Origin of the sequence: Streptomyces sp. NPDC053069, from assembly GCF_044546895.1 — a bacterium.
In the GTDB taxonomy this organism is placed as follows: domain Bacteria; phylum Actinomycetota; class Actinomycetes; order Streptomycetales; family Streptomycetaceae; genus Streptomyces.
The window spans coordinates 282,648-308,614 of sequence record NZ_JBITZN010000012.1 but is presented as its reverse complement, the minus strand read 5'-3'; the positions used below and the strand labels follow the sequence as shown (position 1 = coordinate 308,614).

The following is a 25,967-nucleotide window of genomic DNA, read 5'->3' as shown; positions in this document are numbered from 1 at the left end:
ACGCCCGGTTACATTCCGAACCCGGAAGCTAAGCCTCACAGCGCCGATGGTACTGCAGGGGGGACCCTGTGGGAGAGTAGGACGCCGCCGAACAATTCTTCAAAAAGGTCGGATCCTGAACTTCGGTTCGGGGTCCGACCTTTTTATGTTTTCCTTAACGTGTCGTTCACGTCGCGCACCCAGCATCCAGCACATGGGAACTGCTGCAATGCTCAGGGCCGCCGGTGTCGGAGTCGGTGACGAGGTCGTCGTGCCGGCCTTCGGGAACGTCGAGGTCGCCGAGGCCGTGGCCCTGGCCGGTGCGCTCCCGGTGTTCGCCGACATAGATCCCGTGACGTACTGCCTCGATCCCAGTGCTGTCGAGGCAGCCGTAACTCCGCGTACGGCCGCCGTCGTTGTCGTACACCGCTTCGGACGGGGAGCCGATCTGGGGCGGTTGCACGCGCTGGGGCAGCGGCACGGGCTGCTGGTGCTGGAGCAGGGCGAGTCCGAGGCGCCGTACGACGAGACAGCGCAGCGCAGGGAACGGGCCGCGTATCTCGACGCCAAGTTGAAGGGCGTACGGACGCCGGACGGTGGTGACGGGCACACGTATCAGCAGTACGTCGTGCGGGTGCCGGGAAATGGCCGGCCGGACCGGGACGCCTTCGCGTTGGCTTTGCGGGCCAAGGGAGTTGAGTGCCGAGTGCCGGTCAAGACGCCGGTGCACCGGCTGCCGGAGTTCCGTCGGTGCGTGTCCCTGCCGGAGACCGAGCTGGCCGCCGACGAGACACTGACACTGCCCGTGGACGCCTCGCTCACCAAGCGGGAGATGCAGCGGATCGTGTCCGCCTGCAATGCCCTCGGGGGCCTCCTCCAGCCTGCCTTCTGAGCGGGTGCCCGAACGAATTTGGGAACTCGGGCCTGCTCGGGGTACAGTTTCTTCGTCGCCGCGAGGGAAACCTCGAAAACGACCGGCCCCTATAGCTCAGTCGGCAGAGCGTCTCCATGGTAAGGAGAAGGTCAACGGTTCGATTCCGTTTGGGGGCTCCAACAAAAAGGCCCACCCTTCCGGGTGGGCCTTTTTCGTGCTTCCTCACACGTCCTTGTGGATTCCCGGGACGCGCATCGCCAGAATCGCCATGTCGTCCGACGGGGCGTCCGACGCGAAGCGTTCCACCGCGCGCATGATGCGTGCCGCGACCGCGCCCGCCGTCAGCCCCGTGCACGTCGTGAGAACGTCGGCGAGGCCGTCGTCGCCCAGCATGCGTGTGCCCTCACGGCGTTCGGTGACGCCGTCGGTGACGCAGAGCAGCACGTCACCGGGGTCGAGGGTGACGGTCTCCTCGTGCAGCTCCAGGTCCTCGATCACGCCCAGCAGCGGCTGCGGTTCGGCGGCCGCCGTGACCGTGCCGTCCTGGCGCAGACGCAGCGGCAGCGGGTGCCCGGCGCAGACCACCTTCAGCTCGGCGCTGCCGTCCTCCTGTGGGCGCATCTCGCCGTACAGGAGGGTCAGGAAGCGGCTGCGGTCGCCTTCGTCGAGGATCGCGGAGTTGAGGCGCTGCAGGACGGCGGGGCCGCTGAGGCCCTCGCGGGCCAGCAGGCGCAGGGCGTGCCGGGCGAGGCCGGTGACCGCCGCCGCGTTCGGGCCCGTACCGCACACGTCGCCGATGGCGAAGCCGTAGGCGCCGTTGCCGATGGGGAAGAGGTCGTAGAAGTCACCGCCGACCTCGTTGCCCTCGCCGGCCGCGCGGTAGATGACCTCGACCTCGACGCCGTCGATGTGCGGTGTGCCCGGCGGGAGCAGGCTGCGCTGGAGGGCCTGGCTGATGGCCGTGCGCTCCGAGTAGAGACGGGCGTTGTCCAGGGCGAGGGCGGCCCGGCGGGAGAGGTCTTCGGCGAGTTCCAGGATCTCCTGGCGGAAGTGTTCGTCGGTGGGCTTGCCGAGGACCAGCATGCCGATGACGCGGTTGCGGGCGACGAGCGGGAGCACGACCGTCTCGCCGCCCACCGCGGAGGCCGTGGCGAGGGTGGGGCCGATGCCCGCGGAGATCTGGTGCGTGGGTCCGCCGGCGAGGCCGAGGCTGCGCATCGAGCTGCGCAGGGCGGCCTGGTGGGCGACCTCGGCGGGGGTCGTCCAGACGCGGGCGCCGGGCGTCGGCACCGGGTCCGGGGGCTGGATCTTGGAGAGCAACGACTTGATGCCGTCGATCAGTTCCTCGTCCTCGTGCAGGACGTACGAGAGGTACGGCTCCGAGGCCTGGTCGGCGATCGTGTAGACGGCGCACCAGGTGGCCAGGGTGGGGACCGTCATCTGGGCCATCAGGGCCAGCGTCTGGTCGCGGTCCAGGGTGCCGGCCAGCAGGTCGGAGGCCTCGACCAGGAAGCTCAGGGAGCCGCGGCGCAGCCGCTCCAGCTCGCCCAGGCGGGCCGACTCGACGGCCAGGGCGATGCGGTCGGCGGCGAACTGCAGGCGCAGTGCCTCCTCGTTGGAGTACCGGCCGGGTGCCTCGGCGGCGACGCCGAGCGAGCCGGTCAGGCGGCCCTCGACCTTCAGCGGGACCGTGACGACCGAGCGCATGCCCGTGCCGTTCAGCAGTGGTACGGCCCCGGGGACGGATGCGAGGTCGTCGTGGACGGCCGGCATGCGTGCGGAGCCGTAGCGGCCGGGGCCGGCCTCGACGGGCACGCGCGCGAAGCGCTGGCGGGCGGAGGGCAGGCCGGTGGACGCGCGTACTTCCAGCTCGGTCTCGTCGTCGGTGGCCAGCAGCAGGAACGCGGAGTCTCCGTCGAGCATGTCGCGGGCGCGCTCCACGGTGCGCTGCAGCAGGCCGTCGAGGTCGTCCGGGGCGGGGGAGCCGATGAACACCTCGAAGGGGTCGGCGCTCTGCCCGTCAGAGGTCTGGTTCTGGTCGCCGGCCGGGACGCGCGACGGGGTCTGCAGGACGGCGCGTTCGTGGTCGCGGACCAGCAGGCACACGGTGGAGGGTTCGCCGCCCGTGTCGCGGACCCGCAGGTGGGAGGCGTAGACCGGGGCCACCCGGCCGTCGGCGCCGCGGATGCCGTAGCTGCCCTCCCAGCGGGAGAGTTGGAGGGCCTCGGCCACGCCGGTGCCGGTGCCGGGAGTGTGCGGCCAGGCCGCGAGTTCGGCGAGGGGCCTGCCGACGACTTCGCCGGCCGTATGGCCGAAGAGGTCCTCTGCGTCCTCGTTCCAGGAGGTGATGGAACCCTTGCGGTCGACCTGGACGACGGCGACGCGGACCCGGCCGTCTGCCAGCGGGAGCAGGTCGGCGGGCAGGGACGGGCCGGCGGTTCGGGTGCCGACCACGCGTTCGGGGAGGTTGAGCTGGAACCAGACGTTCTTGTGGGTGGGCGTGTAGTCGACGCCCCAGCGGGTGGCCAGGGCCGCGCACAGCTGGAGTCCGCGGCCGCCCTCGCGGTCGGGGCTGCCCATCGCGGCGACGCTGTTCTGGAGGGGGACCTCGCGCTCGGGGTAGCGGTCGGAGACCTCGATGCGCACGCCGTCCTCGGTGCGCAGGCACAGGACGTCCGCGTGCGTGCCCGCGTGGACGACGGCGTTCGTCACGAGCTCGCTGGTGAGGACGACGGCGTCGTCGACGATGTCGGCGAAGCCCCAGCCCTGCAGAGTGTCGCGGACGAAGGACCGGGCGGTCGCGACCGATCGCCCGACGGGCTCGAAGGTGGCGGCCGCGCGCGCGGTGATCACAGAACTCCTCGGCCGGTTGTCTACGTGCAGGGCTGCGTGGCCGGCCGGCTCGCTCCGCTGCTGTGGCATCAGCGCGTCCGTCGGCTGTGGCTCCGGGGGCTGTTCCCCGGGGATGACTCCGGTGGTCATGGTCTGCGGCTGCCCCTCCGATGCCCGCTCGTTCTCGTGCCACCGCCCAGGCCGGTCGGACCGGTGCGGCTGGACAGCCGCATGCAAGGTTACTTACCTTCGCCGTCCGAGCGGGTGCCGGTCGCCGGTGTTTACCCCCCAGGGTGTGCGGACGATGTGCGAAGCTGCCGAACTGTTATGGCCTGGTTCGGGCAGGGTGAAACACTGGGCAGGCTTCTGATGAAGGTCGGGTCGGACTGCGTGTGTTCCGTGCACGGCGGGCAGCAGCCCCTGGTGTGGCCGGATCTCGTCTGGCAGAAATACGCAGCAGTAACAGATACGCAGAAGTAACAGGTACGCAGAAGTAACCGGTATGTCGACGACCGGCACGCCGGGCGGAAGCGGCCGAGCACAGCAGTAACGGTCTACCCCTCCGGGAGGGACACAGTGGAGTCTGGCGCGGCGACGCGTGGCACGAAGACGCGCGCGAAAGGCGGACCGTCCCTGGGCAGGCGCGGCGGCACCACGGAAGTGGACACGGCTGCCCTGAACCGGCTGCTGGCGGCTCTCGTCTCGATGCGGGACGGGAACTTCCGCAAGCGGCTCACCGTCTCCGGGGACGGGGTGATGTCGGAGATCGCGGCCGTCTTCAACGAGGTGGCCGACCGGAATCTGCATCTGACCGGTGAGCTGTCCCGGGTGCGGCGCATGGTGGGCCGTGAGGGAAAACTCACGGAACGACTGGAGACGGGGGCCTGTGAGGGCTCCTGGGCGTCCGCGATCGACGCCTCCAACGCGCTGGTGGACGATCTCGTCTGGCCGGTCTCGGAGGTCGGCCGGGTACTCACTGCCGTGGCCGAGGGTGATCTGTCGCCGCGGATGGAGCTGCGGACGCAGGCACCGGACGACGGTACGGGGCATCCGCTGCGGGGAGAGTTCCTCAAGGTCGGCCGTACCGTCAACAACCTGGTCGACCAGCTGTCGACGTTCACGGACGAGGTCACGCGCGTGGCCAGCGAGGTCGGCACCGAGGGCAAGCTCGGCGGTCAGGCCCAGTTGCGCGGTATGTCGGGTTCGTGGAAGGACCTGACCGAGTCCGTCAACACGATGGCCAACCGGCTGACCGCACAGGTGCGCGACATCGCGCTGGTGACGACGGCGGTCGCGCGCGGTGATCTGTCACGCAAGGTCACCGTGCATGTCGCGGGCGAGATGCTGGAGCTGAAGAACACCGTCAACACGATGGTGGAGCAGCTGTCGTCGTTCTCGTCCGAGGTGACGCGGGTGGCCCGTGAGGTGGGCACCGAGGGCATCCTGGGCGGTCAGGCGCAGGTGCCGGGTGTGGCCGGTGTCTGGAAGGAGCTGACCGACTCCGTCAACACGATGGCGGGCAACCTGACCGCGCAGGTGCGTGGGATCTCGCAGGTCACGACCGCGGTCGCCAACGGTGACCTGTCGCGCAAGGTGACGGTTCCGGCGCGTGGCGAGGTGGCGCAGCTCGCCGAGACGATCAACCAGATGACCGAGACGCTGCGGATCTTCGCGGACGAGGTCACGCGCGTCGCGAACGAGGTCGGCGCGGAGGGCCGGCTGGGCGGCCAGGCGAACGTGCCCGGCGCGGCCGGTACGTGGAAGGACCTGACGGACTCCGTCAACACGGTGTTCCGGAACCTCACCATTCAGGTGCGGGACATCGCGACCGTGACGACGGCCGTGGCCAGCGGTGATCTGTCGCAGAAGGTCACGGTCGACGTGGCCGGCGAGATGCTGGAGCTGAAGAACACCGTCAACGGGATGGTGGACCAGCTGTCGGCGTTCGGTGCCGAGGTGACGCGGGTCGCCCGGGAGATCGGGGTCGAGGGCGAGCTGGGCGGTCAGGCGCAGGTGCCGGGCGCGGCCGGTGCCTGGAAGGACCTGACGGATTCCGTCAACACCGCGTTCCGCAACCTCACCGGGCAGGTGCGCAACATCGCCCAGGTGACCACGGCGGTGGCCAACGGTGATCTGTCCCAGAAGGTCACCGTGGACGTCTCCGGCGAGATGCTCCAGCTGAAGAACACCGTGAACACCATGGTGGACCAGCTGTCGAGCTTCGCCGACCAGGTCACGCGGATGGCCAGGGACGTGGGTACGGAGGGCCGGCTGGGCGGTCAGGCCCGGGTGGACGGCGTGTCCGGCACGTGGAAGGAGCTGACGGACTCCGTCAACTTCATGGCCGGCAACCTCACCTCCCAGGTGCGTCAGATCGCCCAGGTGACGACGGCCGTGGCGCGCGGTGACCTGTCGCAGAAGATCGATGTTGACGCGCGCGGCGAGATCCTTGAACTGAAGAACACGATCAACACGATGGTTGATCAGCTGTCCGCCTTCGCCGACCAGGTGACCCGGGTCGCGCGCGACGTGGGTACGGAGGGCCGCCTGGGCGGCCAGGCGCAGGTGCCCGGCGTGGCCGGTGTGTGGCGGGACCTGACCGACTCGGTGAACGGCATGGCCGGCAACCTGACGGCCCAGGTGCGCAACATCGCGCAGGTCGCCACCGCCGTGGCCCGCGGTGACCTCTCGCAGAAGATCACCGTGGACGCGCGCGGGGAGATCCTGGAGCTGAAGAACACGCTGAACACGATGGTGGACCAGCTGTCGTCGTTCGCGCAGGAGGTCACGCGGGTGGCCCGCGAGGTGGGTACGGAGGGCATCCTCGGCGGTCAGGCCGAGGTGCAGGGTGTCTCCGGCACCTGGAAGGACCTCACGCAGTCCGTGAACTTCATGGCGAACAACCTGACGATCCAGGTGCGCAACATCGCCGAGGTCACGACCGCGGTCGCCAAGGGTGACCTGTCGAAGAAGATCACTGTTGACGCCAAGGGTGAGATCCTTGAGCTGGTCACGACGGTCAACACCATGGTTGATCAGCTGTCCAGCTTCGCCGAGCAGGTGACCCGGGTGGCCCGTGAGGTGGGCACGGAGGGCATTCTGGGCGGCCAGGCGCATGTGCCGGGCGTCACCGGTATCTGGAAGGACCTCAGCAACAACGTCAACCTGATGGCCAACAACCTGACCATGCAGGTGCGGAACATCTCCCAGGTGGCCGCGGCGGTCGCCAACGGTGATCTGACGCGTCAGGTCACCATCGAGGCGCGCGGCGAGGTGGCGCAGCTCGCCGACACCATCAACACGATGGTCAAGACGCTGAGTTCGTTCGCCGACCAGGTCACCAAGGTGGCCCGTGAGGTGGGCACGGACGGCATCCTGGGCGGTCAGGCGCACGTGCCGGGTGTGGCCGGCACCTGGAAGGACCTCACCGAGTCCGTGAACCAGATGGCGTCCAACCTGACCGGCCAGGTGCGCAACATCGCCATGGTCACCACGGCCATCGCCAAGGGTGACCTGACCAAGAAGATCGACATTGACGCTCGTGGCGAGATTCTTGAGCTGAAGACGACGATCAACACGATGGTTGATCAGCTGTCCAGTTTCGCCGAGGAAGTCACGCGCGTGGCGCGCGAGGTGGGCACGGAAGGGCAGCTCGGCGGTCAGGCACGCGTGCGTGACGTCGACGGCACCTGGCGGGACCTCACCGAGTCGGTGAACGAGATGGCCGGGAACCTGACCCGGCAGGTGCGTGCCATCGCGCGCGTGGCGACCGCGGTGACCCGCGGTGACCTGAACCTGAAGATCGACGTGGACGCCTCCGGCGAGATCCAGGAACTGCAGGACTACATCAACAAGATGATCGCCAACCTGCGCGACACCACGATCGCCAACGAGGAGCAGGACTGGCTGAAGGGCAACCTCGCCCGTATCTCCGCGCTGATGCAGGGACGCCGGGACCTGGAGGACGTGGCCTCGCTGATCATGAGCGAGCTGACGCCGGTGGTGTCCGCCCAGCACGGCGCGTTCTTCGTGGCGATGTCCCTCATGGAGGGGCAGGAGCTGGGCGCCGAGGCCGAGGACCGGTACGAGCTGCGCATGCTCGGTTCGTACGGCTACTCGATGGGCTCGATGCCTACGTCGTTCCGGCCGGGTGAGGCGCTGGTCGGTACGGCCGCGCAGGAGAAGCGCACCATCCTGGTGGAGAACGCGCCCAGCGGGTATCTGAAGATCTCCTCGGGGCTCGGCGAGGCCCCGCCCGCGCAGGTGATCGTGCTGCCGGTGCTGTTCGAGGGCAATGTGCTCGGTGTGATCGAGCTGGCCTCCTTCACGCCGTTCACGCAGATCCAGAAGGACTTCCTCAACCAGATCGCCGAGATGATCGCGACCAGCGTCAACACCATCTCGGTCAACACCAAGACCGAGCAGCTGCTGAAGCAGTCGCAGGAGTTGACGGAGCAACTGCGCGAGCGCTCGGCCGAGTTGGAGAACCGGCAGAAGGCGCTGCAGGCATCCAACGCCGAACTGGAGGAGAAGGCCGAGCTGCTGGCGCGGCAGAACCGCGACATCGAGGTGAAGAACACCGAGATCGAGGAGGCCCGGCAGGTTCTGGAGGAGCGCGCCGAGCAGCTCGCGGTGTCGATGCGCTACAAGAGCGAGTTCCTCGCCAACATGTCGCACGAGCTGCGTACGCCGCTCAACTCGCTGCTGATCCTGGCGAAGCTGCTCGCCGACAACGCCGAGGGCAATCTCTCGCCGAAGCAGGTGGAGTTCGCGGAGACCATCCACGGCGCGGGCTCGGATCTGCTGCAGCTGATCAACGACATCCTCGACCTGTCGAAGGTCGAGGCGGGCAAGATGGACGTCTCGCCGACGCGTATCGCGCTCGTCCAGCTCGTGGACTACGTGGAGGCCACCTTCCGGCCACTGACCGCGGAAAAGGGCCTGGATCTGTCCGTACGGGTCTCCCCGGAGCTGCCGGCGACCCTGCACACCGACGAGCAGCGGCTGCTGCAGGTGCTGCGCAACCTGCTGTCGAACGCGGTGAAGTTCACGGACTCCGGGTCGGTGGAACTGGTGATCAGGCCGGCCGGCGCGGATGTGCCGGTGGGCATCCGGGAGCAGCTGCTGGAGGCCGGCTCGCTGACCGATCCGGACGCGCCGCTGATCGCGTTCTCGGTGACGGACACCGGCATCGGTATCGCGGCCAGCAAGATGCGGGTGATCTTCGAGGCGTTCAAGCAGGCGGACGGCACGACCAGCCGCAAGTACGGCGGCACCGGCCTCGGTCTGTCCATCTCCCGGGAGATCGCACAGCTGCTCGGCGGTGAGATCCACGCGCAGAGCGAACCGGGCCGCGGCTCGACGTTCACGCTGTACCTGCCGCTGCACCCGAGCGAACTGCCGCCGCAGGGCTACCAGCAGTCCGTGCCCCCGCTGGAGGCCGGCGAGCTGCTGGCCTCCGAGGCGGAGCAGTCCTTGGAGCTGTCCGCCGTGGAGATCGAGACCCCGGCCGAGGTGAAGTCGTACCGCGAGACGCAGAACGGTCCCGCGGCGCTCTTCCGGCGCCGGCGGCGGAGTCTTCCGCAGGGCGAGCAGCGGCCCGAGCACCGGATGGCGCTCCCGGAGCAGGAGAGCACGGCGCACTTCGCGCGCGGGGTGCGGTTCGGCGGCGAGAAGGTCCTGATCGTCGACGACGACATCCGCAATGTGTTCGCGCTGACCAGCGTCCTGGAGCAGCACGGGCTCTCGGTGCTGTACGCCGAGAACGGCCGCGAGGGCATCGAGGTGCTGGAGCAGCACGACGACGTGGCGGTCGTGCTGATGGACATCATGATGCCGGAGATGGACGGCTATGCGACGACCACGGCGATTCGCAGGATGCCGCAGTTCGCCGGGCTGCCGATCATCGCGCTGACCGCGAAGGCGATGAAGGGCGACCGGGAGAAGGCGATCGAGTCGGGTGCCTCCGACTACGTCACCAAGCCGGTCGACCCGGATCATCTGCTGGCGGTGATGCAGCAGTGGATGGGCGGGGAATGACACGATCGGCACGCCGGGATGTGAACGGCCGGGGAACCCTCGGCGCGTGTCGGGAGTTGCCCGGTTGAGGTCACTGCGCACGGACGGCTTAGGGTGGCTGGAGACGTATGGGAATGCGGGATTCCGGGAACCATCCCGGCCTCCGCCACGTTTCCGGTACGTGCACAGTGACATCGCGGTGACAGGGTGTGGCGACAGGCGGGGTGCGGCTACGATGACCGGCACAAGGACGGGCGGCGAAAGGGAGTCGTCCCCTGGGGCGGCGCCCGGTGTACCGCCGGGGCGAGGAGGGCGGGCCATGGTGCAGAAGGCCAAGATCCTCCTGGTCGATGACCGGCCGGAGAATCTGCTGGCGCTGGAGGCCATCCTCTCTGCGCTCGATCAGACGCTGGTGCGGGCATCGAGCGGGGAGGAAGCGCTCAAAGCACTGCTCACGGACGATTTCGCGGTCATTCTGCTGGACGTCCAGATGCCGGGAATGGACGGGTTCGAGACCGCCGCGCACATCAAGCGGCGCGAGCGGACCCGGGACATCCCGATCATCTTCCTCACGGCGATCAACCACGGCCCGCACCACACCTTCCGCGGTTACGCGGCAGGTGCGGTCGACTACATCAGCAAGCCGTTCGACCCGTGGGTGCTGCGCGCGAAGGTCTCGGTGTTCGTCGAGCTGTACATGAAGAACTGTCAGCTGCGCGAGCAGGCGGCACTGCTGCGGCTGCAGTTGGAGGGCGGCGGCAAGGGCGCGGTCGGCGGCAAGGAGTCCGCCGGGCTGCTGGCCGAGCTGTCCGCGCGGCTCGCGGCCGTCGAGGAGCAGGCCGAGGCGCTGTCCAAGCAGCTGGACGACGATTCGGCGGATGCGGCCGCGGTGGCCACGGCGGCGCATCTGGAGCGCAAACTCACCGGATTGCGGCGAGCGCTCGACGCCCTGGAGCCGGGCACCGGCACCGGCGGTGCGTCGGTGCCGGCGCAGAACTGACATACGCCCGGGCAGCGGTTGCCCATGAGCGCGCGTCAGTTCCGCGCCCCGGCAAGGGCGACACGAACGGGTGAAGCTGTGGGCACACGTGTCCGCTGTCGTCTCCCCCGGTAACCTCACACCCATGGCCTCACGTCCCTCCGCAGCCAAGAAGCAGCCCGCCAAGAAGGCGGCTGCTCCCGCGAAGGCTCCGGCGAAGAAGGCCGCCCCGAAAAAGGCCGCAGCGAAGAAGGCTCCGGCCAAGAAGGCGCCCGCCAAGAAAGCCCCGGCCAAGAAGGCCGCGCCTAAGCCGGTACCCAGCCCCACCGGGGGCGTGTACCGGCTCGTGCGCGCCCTCTGGCTGGGCCTCGCGCACGCCGTCGGCGCCGTCTTCCGCGGCATAGGGCAGGGCGCGAAGAACCTCGATCCGGCCCACCGCAAGGACGGCATCGCGCTGCTGCTGTTCGGCGTCGCGCTGATCGTCGCCGCCGGCACCTGGGCCGATCTGAAGGGCCCCGTCGGGGACCTGGTGGAGATCCTCGTCACCGGTGCCTTCGGCCGGCTCGACCTGCTGGTGCCGATACTGCTCGCGGTGATCGCCGTACGGTTCATCCGGCACCCGGAGCAGCCGGAGGCCAACGGACGGATCGTGATCGGCCTGTCCGCGCTGGTCATCGGCGTGCTCGGCCAGGTCCACATCGCCTGCGGCTCACCCGCGCGCAGCGACGGCATGCAGGCCATAAGGGACGCCGGCGGCCTCATCGGCTGGGCGGCGGCCACCCCGCTGACCTACACCATGACCGAGATGCTGGCCGTACCCCTGCTGGTGCTGCTGACGATCTTCGGTCTGCTCGTGGTGACCGCCACTCCGGTCAACGCCATCCCGCAGCGGCTGCGTGCGCTCGGCGTACGCCTGGGCGTGCTGCACGACCACGAGGCGCCGCAGTACACCGAGGAAGACGCGCGCTACGACGACCAGTGGCGCGAGGCGCTGCCCGCGCGCCCCCGCAAGCGTTCGGCCGCCCCCCGGGCGTACGACCCGGAGAGCGCCGAGGAGGAGGCCCTCTCGCAGCGCCGCGGCCGTCCCCGGCGCTCGGCGGTGCCCCAGCCGGATCCGCAGCGCCAGATGGACGCCGTGGACGTCGCGGCGGCCGCCGCCGCGGCGCTCGACGGCGCGGTGCTGCACGGCATGCCGCCCTCCCCGCTGGTCGCCGACCTCACCCAGGGCGTCAGCGTCGGCGACCGCGAAGAGACCACGCCGGTGCCGGCGCCGGCACCCGCGCCCTCGCCGGTCCCGGCCGCGCGCCCCAAGCAGGAGAAGCTCAAGCCCGGAATCGTCCCCGATCTGACCAAGAAGGCTCCCGACCAGCCGCGCGACCTGCCGCCACGGGCGGAGCAGCTCCAGCTGTCCGGGGACATCACCTACGCGCTGCCGTCGCTGGACCTCCTCACCCGCGGCGGCCCCGGCAAGGCGCGCAGCGAGGCCAACGACGCGGTCGTCGCCTCGCTCACCCAGGTCTTCACCGAGTTCAAGGTCGACGCCGCCGTCACCGGCTTCACGCGCGGCCCGACGGTCACCCGGTACGAGGTCGAGCTCGGCCCCGCCGTGAAGGTCGAGCGCATCACCGCGCTGACCAAGAACATCGCGTACGCCGTAGCCAGCCCCGACGTGCGGATCATCAGCCCCATCCCCGGCAAGTCGGCGGTGGGCATCGAGATCCCGAACACCGACCGGGAGATGGTCAACCTCGGTGACGTGCTGCGCCTCGCGGAGTCCGCCGAGGACGACGACCCGATGCTGGTCGCCTTCGGCAAGGACGTCGAGGGCGGGTACGTGATGCACTCGCTGGCGAAGATGCCGCACATGCTGGTCGCCGGTGCCACCGGCTCCGGCAAGTCGTCCTGCATCAACTGCCTGATCACCTCGGTCATGATGCGGGCGACCCCGGAGGACGTCCGGATGATCCTGGTCGACCCCAAGCGGGTCGAGCTGACCGCCTACGAGGGCATCCCGCACCTGATCACGCCGATCATCACCAACCCCAAGCGGGCCGCCGAGGCGCTGCAGTGGGTCGTACGCGAGATGGACCTGCGCTACGACGACCTCGCGGCCTACGGCTACCGGCACATCGACGACTTCAACCAGGCCGTCCGCGAGGGCAAGGTCAAGCCGCCCGAGGGCAGCGAGCGGGAGCTGCAGCCGTACCCGTACCTGCTGGTGATCGTGGACGAGCTGGCCGACCTGATGATGGTCGCCCCGCGCGACGTCGAGGACGCCATCGTGCGCATCACGCAGCTCGCACGTGCGGCCGGCATCCACCTGGTGCTCGCCACCCAGCGGCCCTCGGTGGACGTCGTGACGGGTCTCATCAAGGCCAACGTGCCCTCCCGGCTGGCCTTCGCCACCTCCTCGCTCGCCGACTCCCGGGTCATCCTCGACCAGCCCGGCGCCGAGAAACTCATCGGTAAGGGCGACGGCCTGTTCCTGCCGATGGGCGCGAACAAGCCCACCCGAATGCAGGGCGCGTTCGTCACCGAGGCCGAGGTCGCCGCCGTCGTCCAGCACTGCAAGGACCAGATGGCGCCCGTCTTCCGTGACGACGTCACGGTCGGCACCAAGCAGAAGAAGGAGATCGACGAGGACATCGGCGACGACCTCGACCTGCTGTGCCAGGCGGCCGAGCTGGTCGTCTCCACCCAGTTCGGGTCGACCTCCATGCTCCAGCGCAAGCTGCGGGTCGGCTTCGCCAAGGCCGGGCGGCTCATGGATCTCATGGAGTCCCGCAACATTGTGGGACCGAGCGAAGGCTCCAAGGCGCGTGACGTACTGGTGAAGCCCGACGAGCTGGACGGCGTGCTCGCCGTGATCCGCGGGGAGTCCGGGGACTAGGGGGCAGGGGCGAAGGGCCGTCCGCCGGTCGCGGCTTACGCCGGGTGGCCGGATCGCCGTGATCCACCTGTTAGAGAACGGCGGGCAACCGTTTCCCTTTGTCGTACGTCCAGTTGAGCGAGAGGACAGGTAGTAGTCCCATCATGGGGTATCTGCCTGTCAAGCCCTCGGTGCGTCCGGCCGTTCCGATGGCGTACAAAGTCCCACCGCCCGGTTGCCCCACCCTTTCGTCCCACCCCTAGACTGAGCTTCCAGCACAGGTGGCTACACGCTCGAAAGGCGCCCCCGTGTCCATCGGCAACTCCCCTGAAGACGAGCGTCCGTTCCCCGACGAATCCCGAAAGGCCCATGTCTCCGTGGGCCGTGCCCTGCAGCAGGCGCGGATCGCGGCCGGGCTCACCGTGGACGACGTCAGCAGCGCCACTCGTGTCCGTATCGCCATCGTGCACGCCATCGAGGCGGACGACTTCGCCCCGTGCGGTGGCGATGTGTACGCCCGCGGGCACATCCGCACGCTGGCCAGGGCCGTCCGCCTCGACCCCGCCCCGCTGATCGCCCAGTACGACGCCGAGCACGGCGGCCGTCCCGCGCCCACTCCGGCCGCACCCTTGTTCGAGGCGGAGCGCATCCGGCCCGAGCGGCGCGGCCCGAACTGGACGGCGGCCATGGTCGCCGCGATCGTCGTCGTGATCGGTTTCGTCGGCTTCACCGCGGTCAGGGGCGGCGGCTCCGGAAACGATGCGAAGTCACAGGTCGCCGAGGGCAGCGGTACACCCGCCGCGAGCAAGTCCGCCTCGCCCACGCCGAAGAAGGGCAAGCCTGCCGCGCCGAGCACCGAGCCCTCCGACAGCGCCATCGCCGCCGCACCCCAGGACAAGGTGACCGTCCAGGTCAGCGCGCCGGGCGGACGCAGCTGGATCTCGGCCAAGGACCACAACGGCCGGATGCTCTTCGACGGGCTGCTGAAGAAGGGCCAGTCCAAGACCTTCCAGGACAGTTCCAAGATCAACCTGATCCTCGGCGACGCCGGGGCGATCGAGCTGTACGTCAACGGCAAGAAGATCGACGACAACTTCCAGCCGGGCGCGGTGGAACGCCTCACCTACACGAAGGGCGACCCCGTCGCGGGCTAGGCGGCCCTTCAGGAAGAGCCGTGTGACGGGGTTGGCCGCCGAGATCGGCAGGGTCCGCCGGGGAGGCCCTGACCCCGTCGACGTGGGCTGTCGGTGAGACGAAGTAGTCTTGAGCCCATGCCTGAACGCCGTACCGTCGCCCTTGTCACTCTCGGCTGCGCCCGTAACGAGGTGGACTCCGAGGAGCTCGCAGGCCGTTTGGAGGCGGACGGCTGGCAGCTCGTGGAGGACGCCGCGGACGCCGACGTCGCCGTGGTCAACACCTGTGGCTTCGTCGAGGCCGCGAAGAAGGACTCCGTCGACGCCCTCCTCGAGGCCAACGACCTCAAGGATCACGGCAGAACCCAGGCCGTCGTGGCGGTGGGCTGCATGGCCGAGCGGTACGGCAAGGAGCTGGCCGAGGCGCTGCCCGAGGCCGACGGCGTGCTGGGCTTCGACGACTACGCGGACATCTCCGACCGCCTGCAGACCATCCTGTCCGGCGGCATCCACGCCTCCCACACCCCGCGCGACCGCCGCAAGCTGCTCCCGATCAGCCCGGCCGAGCGTCAGGAATCGGCCGCCTCCGTCGCGCTGCCCGGCCACGCCCCGGCCGACCTCCCGGAGGGCGTCGCGCCCGCCTCCGGTCCGCGCGCGCCCCTGCGCCGCCGCCTGGACGGCTCCCCGGTCGCCTCGGTCAAGCTCGCGTCGGGCTGCGACCGGCGCTGCTCCTTCTGCGCCATCCCGTCCTTCCGCGGCTCCTTCATCTCCCGCCGCCCCAGCGATGTGCTGAACGAGACCCGCTGGCTGGCCGAGCAGGGTGTGAAGGAGATCATGCTCGTCTCCGAGAACAACACGTCCTACGGCAAGGACCTGGGCGACATCCGCCTGCTGGAGTCCCTGCTGCCGGAGCTGGCCGAGGTCGACGGCATCGAGCGGGTGCGGGTGAGCTACCTGCAGCCGGCCGAGATGCGCCCCGGCCTGATCGACGTACTGACCTCCACCCCGAAGGTCGCCCCGTACTTCGACCTGTCCTTCCAGCACTCCGCGCCCGACGTGCTGCGCGCCATGCGCCGCTTCGGCGACACCGACCGCTTCCTGGAACTGCTCGACACGATCCGCTCCAAGGCCCCCGAGGCCGGCGTGCGCTCCAACTTCATCGTCGGCTTCCCCGGCGAGAGCGAGGCGGACCTGGCCGAGCTGGAGCGCTTCCTGAACGGCGCCCGCCTGGACGCCATCGGTGTCTTCGGCTACTCCGACGAGGAGGGCACGGAGGCGGCGACGTACGACGACAAGCTCGACGAGGACGTCGTCGCCCAGCGCCTTGCGCGAGTGTCCCGGCTGGCCGAGGAACTCGTCTCGCAGCGCGCCGAGGAGCGCGTCGGCGACACGGTTCGCGTCCTGGTCGAGTCCGTCGACGAGGAAGAGGGCGTGTACGGCCGCGCCGCACACCAGGCGCCCGAGACCGACGGCCAGGTGCTCCTCACGAGCGGCGAAGGCCTGACCGTCGGACGTATGGTCGAGGCAAAGGTGGTCGGTACGGAAGGTGTCGACCTGGTGGCCGAGCCGCTGACCGGCTCGCTCGCGTGTCGTGAGGAGGCGGGCAGATGACCGGAGTCCCGGCATCCGCCGCGGGCGGCTCCTCCGGCGCGCACGGCGCCCGGGGGCCCGCCGCCGCTGCAGACGGCGCTGCCTCCGAGGTCTCCGGTTCTGCCTCAGGTCCCGAGGGCGGCGGCAGGGCACCGCGCGGCGGGAAGATCGCGGCTGCGGCCGTCAACCAGGCCAGCGTCTGGAACGTCGCCAATCTGCTGACCATGCTCCGGCTGGTCCTCGTCCCCGGTTTCGTGGCGCTGATGCTGGCGAACGGCGGCTACGACCCGGCCTGGCGCTCGCTGGCCTGGGCGGCCTTCGCCGTCGCCATGATCACCGACCTGTTCGACGGGCATCTGGCGCGCACGTACAACCTGGTCACCGACTTCGGGAAGATCGCCGACCCCATCGCCGACAAGGCCATCATGGGGGCGGCGCTCATCTGTCTGTCAGGCCTGGGCGACCTGCCGTGGTGGGTGACGGGCGTCATCCTCGGCCGGGAACTCGGTATCACGCTGCTGCGTTTTCTGGTCATTCGCTACGGAGTGATCCCGGCCAGTCGTGGGGGCAAGCTCAAGACCCTCACCCAGGGGGTGGCCGTCGGGATGTACGTCCTGGCGCTGACGGGCTGGCTGGCCACTCTGAGGTTCTGGGTGATGGCCGCAGCAGTCGTCCTCACCGTCGTCACCGGCCTCGACTACGTAAGACAAGCCATTGTGCTGCGCCGAAGGGGAATCGCCGAGCGTGCGGCAGCGTTGGAGGAGAAGGAAGCGTGAGCTCACCGGCCACCGAACTGGTGCGACTACTGACCGTGAGGGGCGAGACCCTTGCCGTCGCCGAGTCGCTCACCGGTGGCCTGGTGGCGGCGGAGATCACAGCAGTGCCCGGAGCGTCCAAGGTGTTCCGGGGCTCGGTCACCGCGTACGCCACCGAGCTGAAGCATGAGCTGCTGGGTGTCGACGCCACCCTGCTGGCCCAGCGAGGAGCGGTCGATCCGCAGGTCGCAGGCCAGATGGCAGCCGGAGCACGGAAGGCGCTGGGCGCCGACTGGGGCGTCGCCACCACCGGAGTCGCCGGCCCCGACCCACAGGACGGCAAGCCGGTCGGCACGGTCTTCGTGGCCGTCGACGGACCGCTCACGGACCGCCTCGGTTCCGCCGGTGGCGGAAAAGTGGAGGCCCTGCGGTTGAACGGCAGCCGTGCGGAAATTCGTATGGAGAGTGTACGGAGCGTACTCGCACTGCTTCTGAAGGAGCTTGCGGGCGAACAGACCGGGAATGAGCGGGCACAGGATACGGAACGGAACGGGGGGTTTTGATGTTTGCAGCCCTGAGTGAACACGACATCGCTCCCCGCACGGCCGCGGCGCAAGGCGGTACGGTGGGGCGAGAAGGATGCGGCTACGCGGTCCGAGGAGGGAGCCACCGATGATTCTGCTCCGTCGCCTGCTGGGTGACGTGCTGCGTCGGCAGCGCCAACGCCAGGGCCGTACTCTGCGCGAAGTCTCCTCGTCCGCCCGAGTCTCACTCGGCTATCTCTCCGAGGTGGAGCGGGGGCAGAAGGAGGCTTCCTCCGAGCTGCTCGCCGCCATCTGCGACGCGCTGGACGTACGGATGTCGGAACTCATGCGGGAAGTGAGCGACGAGCTGGCGCTCGCCGAACTGGCCCAGTCCGCCCGGGCCACCGAGCCCGTGCCCACGCCGGTCCGTCCGATGCTGGGTTCGGTGTCGGTGACCGGTGTGCCACCGGAACGGGTGACCATCAAGGCGCCCGCGGAGGCGGTGGACGTGGTCGCCGCGTGACGTACGCGTGCGCGGTCTAGCGAACGTGTGAGGCCCCGGCCGGGCTTCTCGGGACGAACCCGGGAGCGCCGCCGGGGCTTTCGTTTTACCGGTCACGAATGCGATTTGCGTCACTTTTGCTCCCGTTTGCCGGGCTCGGTCGGTGCCGTCATGGTGGAGGGACGTGACGGGGCAGAAGCACCGGAGGAAGCGGATGTACGTCGTGAAGAGCCCGTTGGCCGACGCGGACCTGAAGACCGTGGCCGAGGCGCTGCAGGGCGCTCTGGTCGACCTGGTGGATCTGTCGCTGGTCGCCAAGCAGATCCATTGGAACGTCGTCGGGCCCCGCTTCCGCTCCATCCACCTCCAGCTCGACGAGGTCGTCGCCTCGGCCCGCACCCACTCCGACACCGTGGCCGAGCGGGCCTCGGCCCTCGGCGTGCCGCCCGACGGGCGCGCCGTCACGGTCTCCTCCGGCAGCGGCATCAAGACCAGCCCGGCGGGGTGGATCAAGGACACGGACGCCGTCGGGACCATGGTGGACGCCCTGGGTGCCGTGATCACCCGGATGCGGGAGCGCGTGGGCGCGACGGGGGAGCCGGATCCGGTGTCCCAGGACATCTTCATCCAGATCACCGCTGATCTGGAGAAGCACCACTGGATGTTCCAGGCGGAGAACGCGTAAGCGGTTCGGCCGGGATCGGGCGCTCCCGGACGGGCTGCTTTCGCTGCTGCATCCGTGAGCCCTCGGTGCGCCTCCCGCGTGGCCGGTGCGGCCGTCTAGCGTCCGGCGGGAGGTGGTGGCGGGCATGGTGGGACGGATAGTGCGCTGGGTGGCCCTCCCGGCTCTGGGGGCCGTGTGGTGGTGGGCGGTGCTGAGGATCGCCCTGGGGCACGGCGCGGGCATTGTGGAAGGCGCCGTCGTGGCCGGCGGATGGGGGCTGAGCCTGCTGCCGGTGCACTGTGTGCCGGAGGGGCAGGCGACCGGTCTGCTACCGGTGGGGCGCTGGGTGGCCGCCTGGCGTGCGGGCGGCACTACCAGGGCATCGCCACACCCCCGTTCGGGCGAAGTATCTGACCGGTCGTGAACGCCGACGCGTCCGACGCCAGATACAGCACCGCGTGAGCGACGTCCTCCGGCTCACCGACCCGGCCCAGCGGTGACATCCGGGCCATCACGCCCTCGGTGTGCACCTGCGCCTCGCGGTCGTGCCGGTCGGTCATCAGGGTGCGGATCCAGCCCGGCGCGATCGCGTTGACCCGGATGCCGTGCCGTCCGACCTCGCCGGCCAGCGTCTTGGTCAGCTGGACCACGGCCGCCTTCGCCGCGCCGTAGCAGAGCAGTCCGGGGCCGCCGGTGTCGACCGCCCCGGACGCCATGGTGACGATGCTGCCCCGCATGGCACGGGCCAGCATCAGACGGGCCGCCTCCTGGCAGGCGTACAGCACGCCTTTGAAGTTGACGTTCAGTACGCGGTCGAGATCCTCGTCGCGGGTCTCCAGCACGGGGCTGCTGTGCATGATCCCGGCGATCGCCGCCATCACGTCCAGACGCTCGCAGGAGCGGACCGCCTCGGCCAGCGCCGCCCGGTCGGTGACGTCCAGGACATGGGTACGGGCCGTGCCGCCGCGCTTCTCGATCAGCTCCGCCGTGCCGTGCAGACCGTCCGCGTCCCGGTCGGCGCAGTGCACCGCCGCGCCCGCCTCGGCGAGCAGGACGGCGGAGGCCCGGCCGATCCCGCCGCCGGCTCCGGTGACGAAGGCGGTGCGGCCGGTGAGGTCGTACGGGGTGAGGGGCATGGAAGGACCGTACGAGCATTTCTGACGGGTCGTCAATTACTTGGTGCATCGGCCGGACCCGGTGACTGGTTCGGCTGCCGCCGGCGTGGTGGACACCGGGTGCGTGACGGGGCGGACGCGTCGTCAGGCGGTGCGACGGGGGTACCGGTCTCGCCAGCGCTGCGGTGCGCCGGGGGCGGGGGCGGGGCCCGTCTGACAGGTGGGGCACCAGTAGGTGGGGCGTTCCTGGCTGCCGTCGCCCTGGTCGGCCACGCGGACCGGCGTGTGGCAGCGCAGACAGGGGCGGGGCGCGCGGCCGTAGACGAACAGGTCGTACCGGTGCAAGCCCGTGGTCTGCCGGACCGGGCGGTCGCGGTTCGCCTCCAGGAGTCGCTTGGCGAGCGCGGGCAGCTTCTCGGCGCGGTCCGGGGGCAGCGCGCCGGCCGGGAGCCACGGGGTGACGCCCAGCAGGAAGCACAGCTCGCTCTTGTACACGTTGCCGATGCCGGCGAGATTGCGCTGGTCGAGCAGGGCCTCGCCGAGCGGACGGGCAGGGTCGGCGAGGAGGTTGGCCAGCGCGCGCTCGGGGTCCCAGTCCGGGCCGAGCAGGTCGGGGCCCAGGTGACCGACCACCCGCTCCTCCTCGTCCGTGCGCAGCAGCTCCAGCACCTGGAGGCGGTAGCCCACGGCCGTACGGTCGACGGTGCCGAGGACCGCACGGATCTGGTGCGCCGGGCCGCCCCGCCAGCGCTCGTCCGCGCCGTACACCTTCCAGGTCCCCTCCATCCGCAGATGGGTGTGCAGGGTCAGCCCGCCCTCGAACCGGGTGAGCAGGTGTTTGCCGCGCGGGATCGTGCTGAGCACCCGACGGCCGGTGAGGTCCACCGTCGCGTACTTCGGCACCCGGAAGTCGCTGCGGGTCAGCGCCTTGCCCGCGAGGGCCTCGTGCAGCCGCCTCGCGGCCTGCCAGACCGTGTCACCTTCGGGCATGGGTCAAGGGTGCCACGGTGTGTCTCCGGCTGCGGGTGCGCTGTGGCCGGTCACGCCCTCAGGCGCAGTCCGCGCGGTGTGGCCACGAAGCCCGCTGCCTCCAGAAGGGTGCCTATCGGCGAGGTCAGGGCCTGGGCGCCGTTGATCCGCTCGACCGTGACCGTGCCGAGAGAGCCCGCGCGTGCCGCCGCGGCCAGCGCATCCGCGGCCGAACGCAGGCGGGGATCGTCCGGAGGCGCGATGTCCGGGCCCGCGGGCCAGGCCAGCAGCGTCTTGCCGCCGCGCTCCATGTACACGGTCAGCTCCCCCTCGACCAGGACGACGAGCGAGCCCGCCTTACGGCCCGGTTTGTGTCCGGCACCGGTCGGAGGCTCGGGCCAGGACAGGGCGGCGCCGTAGGCGTTGGCGGGGTCGGCCGCGGCGAGGATCACGGCACGAGGGTCGGGCGAGGACGTGCCCGTATGACCACTGCCGTACGCCCGGTACGCCGGCGAGCCGTAGGAGCCGGCGCCGGCTCCGCCTCCGCGGGGGCCGCCGTAGCCGGGGGAACCGAAGGGGTCGGCGAGGTCGCGGGGGGAGACGTAGTCGCCCGGGGCGGGCGCGGGATCCACCGGTGGCCAGGTGAAGTCGCCGTCGAGGCCGGGATGCGCGAAGCCGCCGTCCGACCCGCCCGAGGCGCCGGGGAAGAGGTGTTCATGGGGTGCGCCGTCGCCGCCGCCGAAGTCGTCCGGGAACGCCGGTGCGGCAAAGGCGCCCGAGGGGTGCGGGTAGCCGTTCCCGGGGGCAGCGGCGGTCAGGCTCTCACCGCGTTCTCGGGCGTTGGACACCGCGCGGAGCCGGTCCACCGCGCCGTCCATGGCGAACTGGGCCGCGCCCAGGCCCTCGACCACGTAACCGCGCCGCGCCTGGCCGCTCTCCTCGAAGGCGGACAGCACGCGGTACACCGCCGAGAACCCGCCCTCGATCCCCTCCGCGGCGACCGCCCCTCGGGTGACCACGCCGTGCCGGTCCAGGAGGGTGCGGGCCAGCGCGTGGGCGCGCACGGTGGCATCCGGTTCGGCCGCCGGAAGCAGGGACCAGCGGCCGGCGACCGTCGGCGGGCCCGTACGGGACGCGGTGCGCGCGGCAGCCGTCAGGGAGCCGTAGCGCCCGCGTGGCACGGCGCGCTTGGCGCGGTGGGCGGTCGACCCCGCCGTACGGCCCGAACCCAGCAGGGAGCGCATCGGCGCCAGGGTGTCGTTGGTGAGCCGGCCCGACCAGGCCAGGTCCCACAGGGCGTCGGCCAGTTGGGGGTCGGTGACGTCGGGGTGGGTGGTGGCACGGACCTGGTCGGCGATCTGGCGGAAGAACAGACCGTAGCCGCCGGAGAGCGCGTCCAGCACGGACTGGTGGAGCGCGGTCAGCTCCAGGGGGTGCGGCGGCGGGAGCAGCACGGGGGCGGCGTCCGCCAGATAGAGCGAGACCCAGCCGTCCTTGCCGGGCAGTGCGCCCGCGCCGGCCCACACCACCTCGCCGGCGGCGGTCAGCTCGTCGAGCATCGAGGGCGCGTAGTTCGCCACACGGGAGGGCAGAACGAGCTTCTCCAGGGCGGAGGCGGGCACGGAGGCGCCCTGCAACTGCTCGACGGCGCGCACCAGTCCGTCGATGCCACGCAGACCATGGCCCGTCCCGATGTGCTGCCACTGCGGCAGGAACTGGGCGAACGCGGCCGGTGGCACGGGCTCCAGTTCGTGGCGCAGGGCCGCCAGGGAGCGGCGGCGCAGGCGGCGCAGTACGGCCGCGTCGCACCACTCCTGACCGATGCCCGCCGGGTGGAACTCGCCCTGCACCACCCGGCCGTTGCCGGCGAGCCGTTGCAGGGCGCCCTCGGTGACCGCCACACCGAGGCCGAAGCGTGCCGCCGCAGTGGCGGACGTGAACGGGCCGTGCGTGCGGGCATAGCGGGCCAGGAGATCGCCGAGCGGGTCCTTGACCGGCTCGGTGAAGGCCTCGGGCACGCCGACCGGCAGTGCCGTGCCGAGCGCGTCGCGCAGCCGGCCCGCGTCCTCGACCGCCGCCCAGTGGTCGGCGCCGGCGATCCGGACCTTGATGGCCCGGCGCGCGCCGGCCAGCTCGCGCGCCCACTGCGGATCCGCGCCGCGGGCGATCAGCTCGGCGTCGGTCAGCGGACCGAGCAGCCGCAGCACATCGGCCACGCCCTCCACGTCCTTGACCCGGCGGTCCTCGGTGAGCCACTGCAGCTCGCGCTCCAGCTCGGTCAGTACCTCGGCGTCCAGCAGCTCACGCAGTTCTGCCTGGCCCAGCAGCTCGGCCAGCAGCCGGGAGTCCAGGGAGAGCGCGGCGGCGCGGCGCTCGGCCAGCGGGGAGTCGCCCTCGTACAGGAACTGGGCGACGTACCCGAACAGGAGCGAGCGGGCGAACGGGGACGGCTCGGGGGTGGTGACCTCGACCAGGCGCACCTTGCGGGCCTCGATGTCGCCCATCAGCTCGGCGAGCCCGGGGACGTCGAAGACGTCCTGGAGACATTCGCGGACCGCTTCCAGGACGATCGGGAACGAGCCGAATTCGCTCGCCACCTGGAGCAGTTGGGCCGCGCGCTGGCGCTGCTGCCACAGCGGGGTGCGCTTGCCGGGGTTGCGGCGCGGCAGCAGCAGCGCGCGTGCGGCGCACTCGCGGAACCGGGAGGCGAACAGGGCGGAGCCGCCGACCTGGTCGGTGACGATCTGGTCGACCTCGCCCTTGTCGAAGGCGACGTCCGCCGCGCCGACGGGCGCCTGCTCGCTGTCGTACTCCGTGCCGGCCCTCAGCGGCTCCTGGTCGAGCAGGTCCAGGCCCATCAGGTCGGCATCCGGCAGGCGCAGCACGATGCCGTCGTCGGCATGCATGACCTGCGCGTCCATGCCGTACCGCTCGGACAGGCGGGCGCCGAGAGCGAGGGCCCAGGGGGCGTGCACCTGGGCGCCGAAGGGGGAGTGGACGACGACCCGCCAGTCGCCCAGCTCGTCACGGAAGCGCTCCACGACGATCGTGCGGTCGTCCGGGACATGACCGCAGGCCTCGCGCTGCTCGTCCAGGTACGACAGCACGTTGTCCGCCGCCCACGCGTCGAGGCCCGCCGCCAGCAGGCGCAGCCGGGCGTCGTCCTTGCGGAGCGAGCCGACCTCGCGCAGGAACGCGCCCACCGCACGGCCCAGTTCGAGCGGGCGGCCCAGCTGGTCCCCCTTCCAGAAGGGGAGCCGCCCCGGCACACCGGGAGCCGGGGAGACCAGGACCCGGTCGCGGGTGATGTCCTCGATGCGCCAGGAACTCGTGCCGAGCGTGAAGACGTCACCGACCCGGGACTCGTAGACCATCTCCTCGTCGAGCTCGCCGACCCGGCCGCCGCCCTTCTTGGGGTCCGAACCGGCGAGGAAGACCCCGAACAGGCCGCGGTCGGGGATGGTGCCGCCCGAGGTGACGGCGAGCCGCTGGGCGCCGGGGCGGCCGGTGATCTCGCCGGTCACACGGTCCCACACCACGCGCGGGCGCAGTTCCGCGAAGGCGTCGGACGGGTAGCGGCCGGCGAGCATGTCGAGGACCGCCGTGAACGCCGACTCGGGCAGCGACGCGAAGGGGGCCGCACGGCGGACCACGGCGAGCAGGTCGTCGAACTGCCAGGTGTCCAGTGCCGTCATGGCGACCAGTTGCTGTGCGAGCACGTCCAGCGGGTTCGCGGGCACCTTCAGGGACTCGATCGAGCCCGAGCGCATCCGCTCGGTGACCACGGCCGCCTGGACCAGATCACCGCGGTACTTGGGGAAGACGACACCGGTGGAGACGGCGCCGACCTGGTGTCCCGCGCGGCCGACCCGCTGGAGCCCGGAGGCTACCGAGGGCGGGGACTCGACCTGCACGACCAGGTCGACGGCGCCCATGTCGATGCCCAGCTCCAGACTGGACGTGGCGACCACGGCGGGCAGCCGGCCCGCCTTCAGATCCTCCTCGACCAGGGCGCGCTGCTCCTTGGAGACCGAACCGTGGTGCGCGCGGGCGATCACCGGCGGCGCGCCCTGGGCCGCGCCCGAACCGCCCATCAGCTGGGCCGGGGAGTGGTGCTCGTCCAACGTCTCGCCGGTCGCCCGCTCGTAGGCGATCTCGTTCAGCCGGTTGCACAGCCGCTCGGCGAGGCGACGGGAGTTGGCGAACACGATCGTGGAGCGATGGGACTGGACCAGGTCGGCGATCCGCTCCTCCACATGCGGCCAGATCGACGGCCGCTCGGCGCCCTCGCCCGCGTCGGCCGCCGGGGAACCGCCCAGCTCGCCCATGTCCTCGACCGGGACGACCACGGACAGGTCGAACTCCTTGCCGGACTCCGGCTGGACGATCTCCACCTTGCGGCGGGGCGAGAGATACCGGGCCACCTCGTCCACCGGGCGGACGGTCGCCGACAGGCCGATCCGCCGGGCCGGCTTCGGCAGCAGTTCGTCCAGCCGCTCCAGGGAGAGCGCGAGATGGGCACCGCGCTTGGTGCCCGCGACCGCGTGCACCTCGTCGAGGATCACCGTCTCCACGCCCGTCAGCGCGTCGCGCGTGGCCGAGGTCAGCATCAGGAACAGCGACTCGGGGGTGGTGATCAGGATGTCCGGCGGGCGGGTGGACAGGGCCCGCCGCTCGGCCGCCGGTGTGTCACCGGAGCGGATGCCGACCCTGACCTCGGGCTCGGGCAGGCCCAGGCGCACGGACTCCTGCCGGATGCCGGTGAGCGGGCTGCGCAGATTCCGCTCGACGTCGACCGCGAGGGCCTTCAGCGGAGAGACATAGAGAACCCGGCAGCGCTTCTTCGGGTCGGCCGGAGGCGGGGTCGAGGCCAGCTGATCAAGGGCGGCGAGGAACGCGGCCAGCGTCTTGCCCGATCCGGTCGGGGCCACCACCAGCACGTCCGCACCCGCACCGATGGCCTGCCACGCCCCGGCCTGGGCCGCGGTGGGCGCGGAGAACGCCCCCGTGAACCAGCCGCGGGTCGCGGGGGAGAAGCCGTCGAGGGCTCGGTGTGCGGAGCTGACCATGCGTCCATCCTGCACCCGGCCACTGACAATCGAGCTGACCTGGGCAAACGCCGTGCGGCCGGAGTGCGCGGGGGCCGGTCGCGGGTGGTGGGGCC

Annotated in this window: 14 protein-coding genes, 1 tRNA gene and 1 rRNA gene; 12 read left to right on the top strand and 4 right to left on the bottom strand. The window is 70.7% G+C overall.

The genetic code is table 11. The features are described 5' to 3' along the window. The 3 genes from rrf to ACIGXP_RS27405 form a co-directional block, all read left to right on the top strand. A 5S ribosomal RNA gene (rrf, locus tag ACIGXP_RS27415) occupies positions 1-93 on the top strand; the annotation flags it as partial. 115 nt (positions 94-208) lie between these two features. After that, on the top strand, positions 209-871 hold the full coding sequence (locus ACIGXP_RS27410) for a DegT/DnrJ/EryC1/StrS family aminotransferase (RefSeq protein ID WP_399772588.1): 663 nt from the start codon (positions 209-211) through the stop codon (positions 869-871). 85 nt (positions 872-956) lie between these two features. After that, positions 957-1,032, top strand: a tRNA-Thr gene (locus ACIGXP_RS27405). Positions 1,033-1,075: 43 nt separating this feature from the next. Here the strand turns inward: ACIGXP_RS27405 and ACIGXP_RS27400 are convergent. Then, positions 1,076-3,835, bottom strand: coding sequence for a SpoIIE family protein phosphatase (locus ACIGXP_RS27400; RefSeq protein WP_399772578.1), 2,760 nt, complete (start codon positions 3,833-3,835; stop codon positions 1,076-1,078). A 426-nt stretch (positions 3,836-4,261) separates the two neighbouring features. Between ACIGXP_RS27400 and ACIGXP_RS27395 the strand changes: the two genes are divergently transcribed. The 9 genes from ACIGXP_RS27395 (at position 4,262) to ACIGXP_RS27355 (ending at position 18,740) form a co-directional block, all read left to right on the top strand. Next, on the top strand, positions 4,262-9,724 hold the full coding sequence (locus tag ACIGXP_RS27395) for a HAMP domain-containing protein (protein WP_363217701.1): 5,463 nt from the start codon (positions 4,262-4,264) through the stop codon (positions 9,722-9,724). 298 nt (positions 9,725-10,022) lie between these two features. Beyond that, complete coding sequence (locus ACIGXP_RS27390; RefSeq protein ID WP_363217702.1) at positions 10,023-10,703, top strand: response regulator; 681 nt, start codon at positions 10,023-10,025, stop codon at positions 10,701-10,703. A gap of 124 nt (positions 10,704-10,827) precedes the next feature. After that, positions 10,828-13,572, top strand: a complete 2,745-nt coding sequence (locus ACIGXP_RS27385; RefSeq protein WP_399772574.1) for a DNA translocase FtsK — start codon at positions 10,828-10,830, stop codon at positions 13,570-13,572. Positions 13,573-13,859: 287 nt separating this feature from the next. Then, the gene (locus ACIGXP_RS27380) at positions 13,860-14,705 is read left to right on the top strand and encodes a helix-turn-helix domain-containing protein (RefSeq protein ID WP_399772572.1); all 846 of its coding nucleotides are present in this window, start codon (positions 13,860-13,862) and stop codon (positions 14,703-14,705) included. A 117-nt stretch (positions 14,706-14,822) separates the two neighbouring features. After that, positions 14,823-16,295, top strand: coding sequence for a 30S ribosomal protein S12 methylthiotransferase RimO (rimO, locus tag ACIGXP_RS27375; RefSeq protein ID WP_363217705.1), 1,473 nt, complete (start codon positions 14,823-14,825; stop codon positions 16,293-16,295). Further along, complete coding sequence (gene pgsA, locus ACIGXP_RS27370) at positions 16,292-17,050, top strand: CDP-diacylglycerol--glycerol-3-phosphate 3-phosphatidyltransferase (RefSeq protein ID WP_363217706.1); 759 nt, start codon at positions 16,292-16,294, stop codon at positions 17,048-17,050. The genes rimO and pgsA overlap by 4 nt, the downstream gene beginning before the upstream one ends. Next, entirely contained in the window at positions 17,047-17,592 is a 546-nt protein-coding gene (locus ACIGXP_RS27365; protein ID WP_363217707.1) for a CinA family protein, read from the top strand. The genes pgsA and ACIGXP_RS27365 overlap by 4 nt, the downstream gene beginning before the upstream one ends. A 109-nt stretch (positions 17,593-17,701) precedes the next feature. Beyond that, the gene (locus ACIGXP_RS27360; RefSeq protein WP_014675397.1) at positions 17,702-18,076 is read left to right on the top strand and encodes a helix-turn-helix domain-containing protein; all 375 of its coding nucleotides are present in this window, start codon (positions 17,702-17,704) and stop codon (positions 18,074-18,076) included. A 193-nt stretch (positions 18,077-18,269) separates the two neighbouring features. Further along, positions 18,270-18,740: a Dps family protein gene (locus ACIGXP_RS27355; protein ID WP_399772586.1), complete on the top strand. Its 471-nt coding sequence runs from the start codon at positions 18,270-18,272 to the stop codon at positions 18,738-18,740. A gap of 350 nt (positions 18,741-19,090) precedes the next feature. Here the strand turns inward: ACIGXP_RS27355 and ACIGXP_RS27350 are convergent, their stop codons facing one another. The 3 genes from ACIGXP_RS27350 to ACIGXP_RS27340 all read right to left on the bottom strand — a co-directional run bounded on the left by ACIGXP_RS27350 (position 19,091) and on the right by ACIGXP_RS27340 (position 25,872). Next, the gene (locus ACIGXP_RS27350) at positions 19,091-19,855 is read right to left on the bottom strand and encodes an SDR family NAD(P)-dependent oxidoreductase (protein ID WP_399772567.1); all 765 of its coding nucleotides are present in this window, start codon (positions 19,853-19,855) and stop codon (positions 19,091-19,093) included. A 123-nt stretch (positions 19,856-19,978) separates the two neighbouring features. Continuing rightward, positions 19,979-20,824 carry a DNA-formamidopyrimidine glycosylase family protein gene (locus tag ACIGXP_RS27345; RefSeq protein WP_363217711.1) on the bottom strand — a complete coding sequence of 282 codons (846 nt, stop codon included), beginning with the start codon at positions 20,822-20,824 and terminating at the stop codon, positions 19,979-19,981. 50 nt (positions 20,825-20,874) lie between these two features. Beyond that, positions 20,875-25,872, bottom strand: coding sequence for an ATP-dependent helicase (locus ACIGXP_RS27340; protein WP_399772563.1), 4,998 nt, complete (start codon positions 25,870-25,872; stop codon positions 20,875-20,877). Positions 25,873-25,967 lie beyond the last annotated feature (95 nt).

What these genes read in the sequence shown, in the direction of transcription:
- ACIGXP_RS27410 (WP_399772588.1), top strand. Translation starts at nt 209, where the DNA reads ATGCTCAGGGCCGCCGGTGTCGGAGTCGGTGACGAGGTCGTCGTGCCG.
- ACIGXP_RS27400 (WP_399772578.1), bottom strand. Translation starts at nt 3,835, where the DNA reads ATGACCACCGGAGTCATCCCCGGGGAACAGCCCCCGGAGCCACAGCCG.
- ACIGXP_RS27390 (WP_363217702.1), top strand. Translation starts at nt 10,023, where the DNA reads ATGGTGCAGAAGGCCAAGATCCTCCTGGTCGATGACCGGCCGGAGAAT.
- ACIGXP_RS27385 (WP_399772574.1), top strand. Translation starts at nt 10,828, where the DNA reads ATGGCCTCACGTCCCTCCGCAGCCAAGAAGCAGCCCGCCAAGAAGGCG.
- rimO (WP_363217705.1), top strand. Translation starts at nt 14,823, where the DNA reads ATGCCTGAACGCCGTACCGTCGCCCTTGTCACTCTCGGCTGCGCCCGT.
- pgsA (WP_363217706.1), top strand. Translation starts at nt 16,292, where the DNA reads ATGACCGGAGTCCCGGCATCCGCCGCGGGCGGCTCCTCCGGCGCGCAC.
- ACIGXP_RS27360 (WP_014675397.1), top strand. Translation starts at nt 17,702, where the DNA reads ATGATTCTGCTCCGTCGCCTGCTGGGTGACGTGCTGCGTCGGCAGCGC.
- ACIGXP_RS27355 (WP_399772586.1), top strand. Translation starts at nt 18,270, where the DNA reads ATGTACGTCGTGAAGAGCCCGTTGGCCGACGCGGACCTGAAGACCGTG.
- ACIGXP_RS27350 (WP_399772567.1), bottom strand. Translation starts at nt 19,855, where the DNA reads ATGCCCCTCACCCCGTACGACCTCACCGGCCGCACCGCCTTCGTCACC.
- ACIGXP_RS27345 (WP_363217711.1), bottom strand. Translation starts at nt 20,824, where the DNA reads ATGCCCGAAGGTGACACGGTCTGGCAGGCCGCGAGGCGGCTGCACGAG.
- ACIGXP_RS27340 (WP_399772563.1), bottom strand. Translation starts at nt 25,872, where the DNA reads ATGGTCAGCTCCGCACACCGAGCCCTCGACGGCTTCTCCCCCGCGACC.